The sequence below is a fragment of the Candidatus Palauibacter sp. genome, from assembly GCF_965216145.1.
Classification (GTDB): Bacteria; Gemmatimonadota; Gemmatimonadetes; order Palauibacterales; family Palauibacteraceae; genus Palauibacter.
The window spans coordinates 508,515-521,146 of sequence record NZ_OZ244149.1 but is presented as its reverse complement, the minus strand read 5'-3'; the positions used below and the strand labels follow the sequence as shown (position 1 = coordinate 521,146).

11 protein-coding genes are annotated in these 12,632 nt (G+C 68.9%); 9 read left to right on the top strand and 2 right to left on the bottom strand.

Translation table 11 applies throughout. The features are described 5' to 3' along the window. Positions 1-8 precede the first annotated feature (8 nt). Together ACOOHF_RS02250 and ACOOHF_RS02245 are read right to left on the bottom strand one after the other, a co-directional pair. Positions 9-1,085: an LptF/LptG family permease gene (locus ACOOHF_RS02250; protein WP_420463201.1), complete on the bottom strand. Its 1,077-nt coding sequence runs from the start codon at positions 1,083-1,085 to the stop codon at positions 9-11. A gap of 4 nt (positions 1,086-1,089) precedes the next feature. Further along, positions 1,090-2,577, bottom strand: coding sequence for an LptF/LptG family permease (locus ACOOHF_RS02245; protein ID WP_419936349.1), 1,488 nt, complete (start codon positions 2,575-2,577; stop codon positions 1,090-1,092). A 110-nt stretch (positions 2,578-2,687) separates the two neighbouring features. On the opposite strand from ACOOHF_RS02245, the gene ACOOHF_RS02240 reads away from it, so the two are divergent. The 9 genes from ACOOHF_RS02240 to ACOOHF_RS02200 all read left to right on the top strand — a co-directional run bounded on the left by ACOOHF_RS02240 (position 2,688) and on the right by ACOOHF_RS02200 (position 12,631). Next, on the top strand, positions 2,688-3,719 hold the full coding sequence (locus ACOOHF_RS02240; protein ID WP_420463200.1) for a glycosyltransferase family 9 protein: 1,032 nt from the start codon (positions 2,688-2,690) through the stop codon (positions 3,717-3,719). Between the two features lie 10 nt (positions 3,720-3,729). Continuing rightward, positions 3,730-5,304 (top strand): response regulator, encoded by a 1,575-nt coding sequence (locus ACOOHF_RS02235; RefSeq protein ID WP_419936351.1) that lies wholly within the window; start codon positions 3,730-3,732, stop codon positions 5,302-5,304. Then, positions 5,301-7,145 carry an ABC transporter ATP-binding protein gene (locus tag ACOOHF_RS02230; protein ID WP_420463199.1) on the top strand — a complete coding sequence of 615 codons (1,845 nt, stop codon included), beginning with the start codon at positions 5,301-5,303 and terminating at the stop codon, positions 7,143-7,145. The genes ACOOHF_RS02235 and ACOOHF_RS02230 overlap by 4 nt, the downstream gene beginning before the upstream one ends. Continuing rightward, positions 7,142-8,077: a lysophospholipid acyltransferase family protein gene (locus tag ACOOHF_RS02225; RefSeq protein ID WP_419936353.1), complete on the top strand. Its 936-nt coding sequence runs from the start codon at positions 7,142-7,144 to the stop codon at positions 8,075-8,077. The genes ACOOHF_RS02230 and ACOOHF_RS02225 overlap by 4 nt, the downstream gene beginning before the upstream one ends. Continuing rightward, positions 8,074-8,823 carry a glycosyltransferase family 2 protein gene (locus tag ACOOHF_RS02220; protein WP_420463198.1) on the top strand — a complete coding sequence of 250 codons (750 nt, stop codon included), beginning with the start codon at positions 8,074-8,076 and terminating at the stop codon, positions 8,821-8,823. Before ACOOHF_RS02225 ends, ACOOHF_RS02220 begins: the two co-directional genes overlap by 4 nt. 1 nt (position 8,824) lies before the next feature. Next, complete coding sequence (locus tag ACOOHF_RS02215; protein ID WP_420463197.1) at positions 8,825-9,661, top strand: DUF3108 domain-containing protein; 837 nt, start codon at positions 8,825-8,827, stop codon at positions 9,659-9,661. Positions 9,662-9,758: 97 nt separating this feature from the next. Continuing rightward, the gene (locus tag ACOOHF_RS02210; protein WP_419936356.1) at positions 9,759-10,022 is read left to right on the top strand and encodes a hypothetical protein; all 264 of its coding nucleotides are present in this window, start codon (positions 9,759-9,761) and stop codon (positions 10,020-10,022) included. 16 nt (positions 10,023-10,038) lie between these two features. Beyond that, positions 10,039-11,397 carry a hemolysin family protein gene (locus tag ACOOHF_RS02205; RefSeq protein ID WP_420463196.1) on the top strand — a complete coding sequence of 453 codons (1,359 nt, stop codon included), beginning with the start codon at positions 10,039-10,041 and terminating at the stop codon, positions 11,395-11,397. Positions 11,398-11,521: 124 nt separating this feature from the next. Then, positions 11,522-12,631: a tetratricopeptide repeat protein gene (locus ACOOHF_RS02200; protein WP_419936358.1), complete on the top strand. Its 1,110-nt coding sequence runs from the start codon at positions 11,522-11,524 to the stop codon at positions 12,629-12,631. The last annotated feature ends 1 nt before the right edge of the window (position 12,632 follow it).

The following is a 12,632-nucleotide window of genomic DNA, read 5'->3' as shown; positions in this document are numbered from 1 at the left end:
GCTCAGGATCAGGTGCGGAGCCTCGCGAAGAGGAGAAGCGCGGCCGCCAGGAAGACGGTGTTCGGCATCCAGGCCGCCATGGCCGGCGAGAGAGCGCCGCCGGCGCCCATCGCCTCCGTGATGCGCGCGAAAATCAGGAGGAGAATGGTGGTGCCGAGCGCGATCCCGATCGAGGTCGGTGCGCCACCGCGCCGGTTGCTCTGCGCCAGCGGCATCCCGAAGATGACGATCACCACGCAGGCGAAGGGGAACGCGACCCGGAACGCGCGCTGTGTCCGCAGCTGGTTCGTGTTGCCGCCCGATCTCTCTGTCGCCTCGATGAGGCGGCCGAGTTCCGCGTAGCGCATCTCATCCGGCTCCTTGGGCCGGGCCTGCAGTTCCTCGGGAGATTCATCCAGGTGCGGGATCAACATCTCGCGGAACTCGTAGGCTCGCTCCCTGTCCGGCCCGTAGAAACGCCGGGCCCATCCGTCCTGGAGCAGCCAGCGCGACGAGATCGAGTCGTACTGCGCGGTGTTCGCGGTCACATGCATGGTGGGGAAGTCGGGGCCGGTACCCAACCGCTCGATCTGTACGTCCTCCATCTGTCCCGCCCGGGTATCGAGCTGGCGCGCCTTGTACACGAACCCGTCGCCTCCGCGGTAGACGAAGAACTGCCGGATCGTCTCGCTCCGCGCCTCCTCGGGCTCGAGGGCCTCGATGGACTTCCGGTTCGTCACCGCGACCACCTCGGTCAGACCGAGCGCGACGAAGCTGAGCAGGGTGGCGGAGATCAGAATCGGGACGCTGAGCCGGTAGAACGACACCCCTCCCGCCTTCATCGCCGTGACCTCGGAATGCCGCGTCATGGCCGCCACGGTGAACACGGAGCCGAGGAGGGCGGCGATCGGAAACCCGAGGAGCGACTGGTAGGGGAACTGAAAGATGTAATGCAGCGCCACCTGAAGGCGGGCCACATCCTGATCGACGAAGACGTTGATGTTGTCCGCGAGATCGATGAGCATGAAGATCAGGGGCACACCGAGCACGCAGACCAGGAAGATCCGCAGGAACTGCAGCGCCACGTAGCGGTCGAGCAGTCTCATCGGGTCAGCGCGTGACCCGCGTGGAGCGCCACAGCGCTCCCAGGCCGAAGATCCCGAACACGATGTTCGGCGCCCACATCGCCCACAGCGGCGACATCCACAGGCGGTCGGAGAGGTCCTCGCCGACGATGAGGAAGACGTAATACGTCCCGAAGCAGACGAGGCTGACGCCCACGACGAGGGCGACGCCCCCTCGCGGGAAGCGGACCGCGATCGTGGCGCCGATGAGCACGAACACGATGCACGCGGCCGGGATCGTCCCTTTCTTGTGAATCTCGACCCAGAACTGGTTGACCCTCCGGAGGCCGGTGAGTTCGCGGTCGGCGTACTGCTCGAACTGATTCGCGGCATCGAAGGCGGTGTAGAAACGGCGCGCCGCACTCTCCGCGGCGAGCCCCGCGGAATCGGGTGGGGCATCTTCTCCAGTCGCGGCAGCCCCGGAGACGGAATCTCCTCCCGGCCCCGATCCGATCTCGTCCACCGCGGCCGCCCCCTCCTCCATTGCGGGTTCCAGGCTCGATCCCTGATCCCATGGGGCTTCGACCTCCGGTCCGGCCGTGGCTCCCGTCGCCGTCCCCGTAAGCGATCCGTCCTCCATCGGTTGCCGGAAATCGAGGAGCTGGCGCGTGATCGCGCGGGCGTAGGTCTCGCTCTCCGCCCGCGCCGCGTCCGCCATCAGGAAGCCCCGATGCGCCTCCTCGCGCATTTCGGCGATGTTCATCTCGCGGTCTCCGCGCACGGCCCCCATGGTGTCGCGCTCGAGGGCGTTCCCCACGTCGGGGACTCTCAGCGTCATGTGCTCGAAGGCGACGCGCCGAAAGGCGTACGGCCGCTGGTTGGGCCGGACCTGCATGACGCCGTCCTCGAGGTCGAAGTAGAGGTCCTCGCCCCCTTCCTCGAAGGCCATCTTCCCGCGGGCCGCGTAGATGGTGTAGCTCTGCTGTCCGTCCCGTTCGTCGTAGATTCGGACATCCTCGATCTCGCTCCGCTCCTGATCGATGGTGCCCGGATGCACGTAGAGCCGGGAAGGGACGACCTCGTTGATCGTCTGTTCGCGCAGGTTGAACGTCGGCTTCTTGCGGCCGATGCCGGTGAGGAGCACCTGAAGGTGGTGGTTCGACTGTGGCAGGATGGCGTTGTTGAACCACGTCATCGCACCTGCCAGAATGACCGCACAGAGGAGGAGCGGCGCCATCACGCGTGTGAGCGGGATGCCGCTGGCCTTGATGGCCGTCACCTCGAAATCGCCCTCCAGTCGGCTGAAGACGTAGAGCACGGCGATGAGCACGGCCATGGGCAGCGTCTGGGCGATGATGAAGGGGATCGAATAGACGAAGACCTCGACGATCACCGACCAGTGGAGACCCTTGCCTATGAGCCTTTCGAACCGCTTGCTCACCTGGTCGAGGAGGAGCAGAACCGTGAGGCCGCTGGCGGCGAACAGGAACGGTGCGAAGTGAAGGCGCAGGATGTAGCGGGTAAGAGTTCGCATCGCCCCGAGATTACGGTGTTTCGCGGCCGTTGTCAGCCCGGACGCACAGAGTCGTGTACCGAAAAGGCGGCCCGGAGGTCCATCCGCTTTCGTTCGCAGGGTGGCGCCGCTTGACGCTGCCCCTCGACTCCGGCGCGCCGCGCCGCGTGGCCATCGTGCTCATGAGTGCGGTGGGGAGCGCGGTTCAGGGGTTGCCGGTCATCGCCTCGCTGCGGAGAGCCTGGCCGCGGGCGCACATCACCTGGGTCGTGCAACCCGGCCCCGCGGCGCTCATGGCCGGGCACCCGGATGTCGACCGCTTCCTCCCGTTTCACCGCGGACTGGGCGCCCGCGCCTACCTCCGCTTCCGCCGCGAGGTCTCGTCCGAAGCGTTCGACCTCGTCATCTGTCTGCAACCGAACTTCAAGGGCGGGTTGGTGACGCGCCTCCTTCCGGCCCCGGCGCGGCTCGGCTACGATCGCCGGCGCGCCCGCGACCTCAGCTGGCTCGCGACGAATCACCGAATCCCGCCCAGTCCGGTGGCGCACGTTCAGGATGAACTTTTCGAGTTCCTCGACCACCTCGAGGTGCCCCGGCGCTACGAGTGGGACTTCCACTTCACGGACGAGGAGCGCCGGGAGCACAGGCGGTGGCGGGAGAGGTTCTCCCGTCCGGTGCTCGCCGTCGTCCCGCGGAGTTCGAACCCTCGGAGGAACTGGACCCTGGAGGGCATCGCCCGGGTAATCGACGTGGCGGGCGGTGACTTCGGCCTGCAGCCGGTCCTGGTCGGCGGCGACTCCGAAGCCGAACTGCGGGACGGACACCGTCTCCGGGAACTCTGTTCCATTCCGCCGCGCGAGGAACTGGGCGGGACGCTGCGGCAACTCGCGGGCCGCCTCCAGGCGAGCGACATCGTGCTCGCGCCGGACACGGGTCCCCTGCACATGGCGGTGGCGCTGGGGACGCCGACGATCGGACTTTATGGTTACACGGACCCGAAGCGGAGCGGTCCGTACGACCGTTTTATCGATCTCATCGTGGATCGCCACAGCCGCGACGGCGAGCGGCGGCCGTCCCGGCGCACCCGTCCCGGCCGCATGGCGAAGATCCGCGTGGAAGAGGTGGTACGGAAGCTGGAACGGGCCATGGGCCGGTATCTTTGAGAGGCAGCGCATGACGGAGGCGACGAAGACCGTGGCGGGCCGGGTTCTGTGGGTGGACGACGAGGTCGACTTCCTGCGGCCGCACCTCATGCTGCTGCGGTCCTCCGGCTACCACGTCGACGCGGTGATGAACGGCCAGGACGCCCTCGAACTGCTGACCGGTTCCTCCTACGACCTCGTTTTGCTCGACGAACGCATGCCGGGGCTCCGTGGCATCGAGGTGCTCGACCGCATCCGGAGCTCCGCGCCGCGCCTCCCCGTGGTCATGATCACGAAGAGCGAGGAGGAATCGACCATGCACGAGGCGATCGGGCGGCGAGCGGACGACTACATCGTCAAGCCGACGAGCCCCCGGCAGGTGCTGTCCGTCGTGACCCGCCTCCTCGCGGGCCCCGCGTTGCGCCACGAACACATCACGCGGGACTTCTCCCGCCGCTTCGGCGAACTCCAGGAACAGATCTTGATCGCGGCCTCGTGGCGGGAATGGGCCGAGCTGTACTCGGAGCTTGTCGACTGGGAACTCAAGCTCGAGGAGGCGGGCGAGGCGGGTCTGAGAGAGATCCTCAAGGGTCTGATGAGCGATCTCAACCGCGGCTTCTGCGATCTCGTAGCCGACCGCTACGCGGACTGGGTGCACGAAGGCGGCGAGACCGGTCCTACGCTGTCGGTGGATGTGCTGCCGCGCTTCTTCCGCCCCATCCTCGACGAGGATCCCGCCGCCCTCCTCGTGATCATGGATTGCATGCGACTCGACCAGTGGCGAGCCATCCTCCCGATCATCAGCGAGTACTTCGAGATCGAGGAGGCGCTCTACGCCGGGATCCTGCCGACGGCGACCCCGTTCGCCCGCAACGCCCTCTTCGGTGGCCTCTTTCCGGATGAACTGGCCGAGTTCCGCCCCGCGTGGTGGGAGCGGGGAGACGAGATCGGGTACAACTCGTTCGAGGACGAGTTGTTCGAGCGTCAGATTCACCGGTTGACCGCCTCACGAATCCCCGTTCACTACGAGAAGATCTTCACGGCGCAGGAGGGGGACCCGCTCCTGACGCGGCTGGGCGGCTACCTCTCGAGTCCGTCGGCTACGGCGCTCGTGTTCGGCTTCGTGGACATGCTCACGCACGGCCGCGCGCGGTCGCGCCTCATCTGGGAGATGGCGCAGGACACGAGTGCGCTGCGCTCGCTCACGGTCACCTGGTTCGAGCGTTCGCCGGCCCTGAAGGCGCTGCAGCTGGCGGCGCAACGGGGCGTGCGCGTCCTCCTCACGACGGACCACGGCTCGATCCACTGCCGGCGGTCGGCGACGATCTACGCGGGGCGCGACGCGTCGACGAACCTGCGCTACAAGTTCGGCCACGACATGAAAGTGGAGAACCCCGGCGCCGTCATGACGACATCGGATGCGGACGAGTGGCGCCTGCCGCCCGGCGGATTGAACCGGACCTACGCGCTCTGCCGCGAGGACTATTTCTTCGTCTATCCGACCCGGCTGCGCGAATACCAGAACCGCTACCGGGACAGCTTCCTGCACGGAGGGGTGAGCCCCGACGAGATGGTGCTTCCCGTGGCCCTGCTGACGCCGCGTTGACGCCACGGCCCGGGAGCGGGGGCGGATCGTCGTACCGGCGCCTGTTGGGGTTTCTGCGGCCGTACCGCTGGATGTTCGTCGCCAGCCTGGCGCTTGGGGTACTCGCGGCGGGACTGGAGGCGTTCAGTCTCCTCCTGCTCATCCCGTTCCTTCGCTCGCTGTTCAGCATGGGCCCGCTCCTTCCCGGCGGCGGACGCAACGCGGCGGAACGCTTCATCGATAATGTCGCGGGCGGGTGGCTCGGTGCGGGAGAGGGGCTCGACACCCTGCGCGCGGTGTGCGTCGTGGTGCTGGCGGCGCTCCTCCTCAAGAACCTGTGCAGCTTCGGGGGGCGGGCCCTGTCGATCCGCACGCAGGAGTTCCTGGCCCGGGACGCGCGCAACGCGGTGCACGCCCACCTGCAGCGTCTGCCGCTCGCCTTCTTCGAGCAGGGGAAGGTCGGGCAGATGATCGCCCGGGTGATCTCGGACACCGGGGAGGCGAAGCCCGTCGTGACGGACGCCCTCGCGCTGACCGTGCGTCAACTGGCGACGCTCGCCGCCTACGCGCTGGCGCTGTTCGCGCTCTCCTGGCGGCTGGCGTTGCTCGCCGTCGTCCTGGTGCCGCTCGTGATGCTCGGCCTGCGGCCGCTGCTCCGCCGGCTTCGCGACAGGTTCCGGCGCACCTGGCATGACCAGGGAGAACTCGTCGCCGCGCTGCAGGAGTCGCTCGGCGCGGTGAGGCTCGTGAAGTCGCGGGCCGCGGAACGCTTCGAGGAGCGTCGCTTCCAGCGTCGGTCCGACGCCTTCAGCCGCAAGCGGACCGCCGCGGTTACGACCCGATACCTGGCCTCGCCGCTGTCGGAGGTTCTCGCTTCGATCGTGGCTCTGGGCCTCGTCTGGATCGGAGCAGGCTTCGTCGCGGGCGACGGGTCGCTGGCGCCCGAGCAGTTCGTCGCCTTCGTGACCATTGCGCTGCGCGCCGTCTCGCCCGTGAAGGGTCTCGCGCAGTATCCGGCCATCGCCGCGCAGGGACTCGCCGCCGCGGACCGCTTCCTCGAGATCTTCGACCAGGAGCCCGAGCCCGTCGGCGGCTCGCGGAGGGCGGCGGCGCCGGAGACCGGGATCCGCTACGAGGGCGTGAGTTTCGCGTATGAGCCAGGACGGGCCGTCCTCCGGGACGTCGACTTCTTCATCCCGTGCGGGTCGGTCGTCGCCCTCGTCGGACCGTCCGGTAGCGGGAAGAGCACGCTCGTCGACCTCCTGCCACGGTTCGCGGATCCGCAGAGCGGACGGGTCACGATGGACGGGACGGACATCCGCGAGTTCCCACTCGACGCGCTGCGCCGCCTCATCGGTTTCGTCGGCCAGGAGGCGTTCCTGTTTCACGACACGGTCGCGGCGAACATCGCCTACGGGGAGGACGCGGCGGCCTTCGCGGACGTGGAGGCGGCGGCGCGGGCGGCGCACGCGCACGAGTTCATCGAACGCCTGCCGGGGGGCTACGACACCGTGCTCGGCGACCGGGGCGTGCGCCTGTCGGCGGGGCAGCGGCAGAGGATCGGGATCGCCCGGGCGGTGCTTCGCGATCCGCCGATCCTCATCCTCGACGAGGCGACGTCGGCCGTCGACGCCGGGACGGAGTCCGTGATCAGGGAGGCTGCGGCCGACCTGCTCCGGGACCGGACGGTCATCGTCGTCGCCCACCGGCTCTCCACGGTGCGCGAGGCGGATCGCATCTTCGTCCTCGAGCGCGGGCGGCTCGTCGACGCGGGGCACCACGAGGAGCTGGTGTCGCGCGATGGGCCCTATCGCCGCCTGTTCGGCCACCAGATGGGGCCGGCCATGGCGGCCCGGCCGTGACGGCCGCGACCGGCGTAGCGGACCCGGGCCGGCGGAGTGCCGGCGCGCGGCTGGGTGGCGCGCTCGCGGACGGCGCGCTGACCGGGCTTCATCTCGGGCTGCGGGCGGCCCCGGAGCCGCTGGCCCTGGCGGCGGGCCGCGCGCTCGGAACGCTCTCCCGCGCCCCCCTTCGCGTGCGGCGGCGCGTCGTGGAGGCCCAGCTCGCGGCCAGCTTCCCGGGTGCCGGGCCGCGTTGGGTCCGGGCCACCGCCCGCGCCTGCTACCGACATTTCGGCCAGGAGGTCGCGCTGCTCATGGGCGGCCCGCCGCGGATCGAGCGGATGCTCGCGCGCGTCGTTGACGAGGCGGGGCTTGGCCCGCGGCTCCGCACCGCGGTGGCGGAGCGCGGTGGCGCCGTGATCGTCTCCGGGCACCTCGGCAACTGGGAGTTGGGTGCCGCCGCGGTCCGGGCTTCCGGGGTCGGCGTCACGACCATCGTGCAGCAGCAGAGGGGCGCCTTCGGCCGACGCCTCCACGACATGCGCTCGCGCCTGGGTCTGGAGGTGCTGTACCGGGACGCCGCGGCCCGGCCCGCCCTCAGCGCGCTGCACTCGGGCCGTACCCTGGCCCTTGTTGCCGATCAGCACGCGGGACGCGGGAGCGCACCCGTCGAGTTCCTCCGCCGTACCGCCTGGACGTCGCTCGGACCCGCGCGTTTGTGTCTCGCCGCCGATGTCCCTCTCTTCTTCGCCGCGTTGGTGCGAGACCGATCCGGGTATAGGATCGTCCATGAAGAGATCGACCGCGGCCGGTCCCGAACCGGCACGGGCGCGGCCGAGATCACGAAACGCTGGGTCCGCGCCCTGGAGAGGCAGATCGAGGCGCGGCCGGAACAATACTTCTGGTTCCACAGACGGTGGAAGCGGGCAGCGCCCGGGGGTGAGGACACTTGATCCACATCGGCATACCCGTTCGCAACGAGCGCGACACGATCGGGCCGCTCCTGTGGCGGATCCGCGAATTGCTCTACGAAGGGCGGCCGCAGTTCCACATACTCGTCTGCGACGATGCCTCGGACGACGGTACCCTCGAGGCGCTGGAGCGGTATCCGCGGGTGGTTCCCCTGACCGTGCTCCGGAACGAGACGCGCTGCGGTTACGCCGCGAGCCTCGACCGGCTGGTGCGCGCCACGCTGCGGCGTTCGGCGTACCCGCGGCGGGATGCCTTCGTCTCGATGCAGGGCGACTTCTCCGATCCTCCCGAGCGTCTGCCGGGGATGCTGCGTCACCTCGAGGGCGGGGCCGATCTCGTGACCGTCGCGCGCGCGGGCGACGAGCCGTACGGGCGGCGGCTCACGCGCTTCGGCGGGCGTCTGTTCGCGCGCAGCCTGCGGGCGGCCCCGGAAGTGACAGACCCCTACGCCACCTTCCGTCTGTATCGATTGTTCACCCTCGAACGCGCGGTCGCCGCCGCGGACGGGAAGCTGCTGCGCTTCGAGGGCTGGGCCGCCAACGCCGAATTGCTGCTGCAAGTCCGGCCCTTTGTTCGCCGATTCGAGGAGATGTCGCATGCCCCGCACCCCGTTCGCCGCTATCGCGCACCCCGTTTTCAGGCTCGAGAGGAACTCCGCCAGCTGTTCGCCGCCGGCCGTGACCGTTCACTGCGCGAACTCGGCCGCCGGATCGGCGAGGCAGCCTGACATGTCGGGCCCCTTCTTCCGTCGCGCCGCCATCCTGCTCGCGGTCCTGGCCGCCTCGGCCGCCGGAACGCCCGCGCTCTCGGGTCAGGCGGGAGAGGGAATGGTCGACGACGGCGCGTTTCCCGAGGTGGTGCCGTTCCAGATCGGAGACGAGGCCGAATACAGCATGCTGCTGGGACCTGTCAGCTTCGGCCGCATGTACCTGCGCGTCGAGGCGCGGGATACGATCCGCAGTACGCCCGCTTACCGGCTCACCATGGAAATCAAGGGCGGGGTACCCTTCTACCGCATGGACGACCGCACGGTGAGCTGGCTCGCGACCGCGCCGTACCGTTCACTCCGCTTCGAGGAAATCCTCAAGCAGGGCAGCTATCGCCGTCATCGTCGCTGGGAGCTGGATCACGAGAACCTGACGGCGACGCGAGAGGACTGGGACGAGGGGGCGGGAGCCTACCGTCCCCACCGGCGACAGCGCGACCTTCCGATGCCGCCCGGAGCGCTGGACGAGATCTCCTACCTCTTCCTGATCCGGACGTTGCCCCTCGAGGTCGGCCGGACCTACGAGTTCAACCGCCACTTCGAGGAGGACGGGAATCCGGTCATCGTCGAGGTTCTCCGGCGCGAGCGGATCCGCGTTCCCGCGGGCACGTTCGAGACGATCGTCGTCCGTCCGATCATTCAGACCGGCGGCCTGTTCGCGGAGGAAGGGGAGGCGGAGGTCTTCATCTCCGATGACGACCGGCGGCTCGTGGTGCAGATCAAGAGCCGCATGCGAAGCGGAGCGGTCAGCATGTACCTCCGCGACTTCGCCTCCGGCGCGGAGGATGTCGACCGCTGAAATGGCCCGGGGATCCGGCGGTCTCCCTTTCTGCGCTGGTTCGTCCTAGGTTGATACCGAAGCCGGCCTAGCGACGGACAACCAGCCAGGAGGTGCCTTGAGCAAAGGAAGCTACGTACCGCAGTCGAGTGATCGGGCCCGCGACGAACTCTTCAGCCACATCCGACGCTGCGGCGTGCTCGACGCCGCGGACGAGCAACGTCAGGAGTGGTTCGACGACACGATCGAGTACCTGGGGGAACGATACCCCGAATTGACGCCGATCGAACTGTCGACCCTGCGCGAGATCGGCGAGAGGTACTGCGCCCCGGCGATTCCGCATGGCGGTGCGGTCCGGAAGGCGGAGGAGGCCGGGGTCTAACAACACGAGCCGCTGAATGGACCTCGGACTCGTTCTGAGGCTCGGCGCGGTCCTCGCGCTGGTGGCGGCGAACGCATTCTTCGTAGCCGCGGAGTTTGCCCTCGTCAGCGCCCGCCGAACCCGGATCGGCGAGCTTGCGGACGCTGGCGACCGACGGGCCGGAGTGGTCCGGAGGGCGCAGGACGATCTCGACCGAGCGATCTCCGGCACGCAACTCGGGATCACGCTCGCCTCTCTCGGCCTGGGCTGGATCGGAGAGCCCACCCTCGCCCGTTCGCTCGAACCGGTGTTCGCCGCGCTGGGGTTCGCCGCCAGCCCCGCCGCCGTCCACGCGAGCGCGATCGTCGTCGCCTTCATCCTCATCACCTACCTCCATATCGTGCTCGGAGAGCTGGCGCCGAAGACAGTCGCCCTGCTCCGTCCGGAAGGTGTGAGCCGCCACCTCGCGGGTCCGCTCCTCACGTTCAACCGCGTCATGTCACCCGCCATCTGGCTGCTCAACGGATCAGCGAGGCTCTTCCTGCGGTTGATCCGGGTCCCGGTCGGCGACACGCATGGCCTCGAGCACGCCCACAGCCCCGAAGAGATCGAGTTGCTCGTCCGGCAGAGCCTTCGCGAGGGCGTGGTGGAGAAGGACGAGCAGGCGATGATCGAGGGCGTGTTCGACCTCACGCACACGGTCGTGCGAGAGGTGATGACGCCCAGGCTCGACATCGTCTCCGTCAGCGCTGACGACCCGACGAAGGCGATCCTCGAGGTCGCGGCCGAATCGGGCTTCTCGCGGCTCCCCGTAACGGAAGATTCCCTCGATGAGATCGTGGGCATCGTCGTGCTGAAGGATCTGCTCGCCGACGTGGTCGCCGAACGGCCATCGGGGCTCCGCGCGCGGGACATGATGCGCGAAGCCCTGTTCGTGCCGGAGTCGAAGCCGATCGACGATCTGCTGGCGGAGATGCGGGCCCGCAAGACGCACATGGCCGTCGTGGTCGACGAGTTCGGCGGCACCGACGGCATCGCGACGCTCGAGGATCTGCTCGAGGAGATCGTGGGGGAGATCTACGATGAGCACGACGAGGCGGAGGAGGGGCTGGAGGTGGGCGCCGATGGGGCCGTTGCGGTGGGGGGCGGCGTCTCTTTCGCCGATCTCCTCTCCGGCCTCGGGATCGACGACCTCGAGGCCGCGGAGGAATACGACACGGTGGCGGGCTTCGTGATCGCTGCGCTGGGGCGGATTCCGGAGCCGGGCGACCGCGTCCCGCTGGGAGGCGCCGAGCTGGAGGTCGCGGAGCTGGCCGACCGCCGGATCACCCGTCTCACTCTGCACGGCATCGACGAGGAGGGGGTCCGTGACCTGCGCGAGGCGTTCGGACCGTGACGGAGCGGAAGCAACTTGCCGGGCGGCCAGGCGAGTCCGAGATTCAGCACGGCCCATCGATGAAAGGCTCCGCTCCGGAACGCCGAACCAACGTCAAGAAGGTACCAGGCTTGAGGTTCTTCGCTTGAACCAGCCCGATTCCTGGAACTACGAACACTTCGACTCCGAAGCGCAACGGCTGTACGAGGCAGGCGACTTCGACCAGGCCCTCGGCCTCCTCAAGGAGGCGCTCGCCCGCTATCCGGACTCGATCGAACTCCTCGTTTCCCTCGGATATACGAGGCTGGCGCGCGAGGAGTACGCGTGGGCGCGGGCTGCGTTCGAGGAAGTCCTCCGGCTCGACCCCGAGCACGAGGAGGCGTTGGCCGGGCAGGGCGATGTCCTCCTCAAGCTGGGAGAACGGGCGTCCGCCTTTCTGCTCTTCGAGGCGCTGGTCGCACTCGGATACGACCAGGACGTCGAACTCATGCTCTGCGTGGGGCGAAGCCTGCTGCGCGAGGGCCTCCTGCGGCGGGCCGAACGTTTCTTCCGGCTCGCGCTCGCGGCGGACCCCGAGAGCGCCGATGCGGCGCTCGATCTCGCGTTCACCTTCTACCGGGAAGGGGACTCGGAGGGGGCGTTGTACTGGAGCCGCGAAGCCGTCCGGCGCGATCCCGGGTTCGGCGAAGCCCGCGCACTCTACGGCAACGTCCTCTACGAGCGCGGCGACTTCCGTGCCGCCCTCGCGCAACTCGAGACGATCCCGGCGCCGGATGTCTCGGACCCGGCGGTGGCCTGGCGGATCATCGAACTCAAGCGCCGCCTCCGGGACCTTCCCGCGGACGCCGAGGAGCTGGGTCCCTACCTGCTGGCGCTGGAGAAACTCACGCCCGACCCGACGCCGGAGGAGCGCCTGCTGGCGGAGCTGGAGGCGGGCGCGAGCGGACTGTCGCCCTGGCCGGGCGCGGGTCAGCTCGATCTGTTCGGACGCCCTCCCGCGGTGGCGGAAGCGGCCGCGGAAGGGGAAGTGCACCGTGTGCGAGCGCCCAACGGGATCGTGTACGAGGGCGACTGGGACGGCATCGTCCGGGCCATGCGCAACGGATCGGACCGGCCCGGCGCATCGCTCTCCGACTTCATGCGGGACGAAGCGATGCGGCTGCGGGCCCTGACCGGCCTCCCCGTGTCGTGGCAGACGGCGCGCGCCTTTCTGGAGGATTCGGCCCGCGTCGGCGCGCTCGAGATCGAACGCTAGC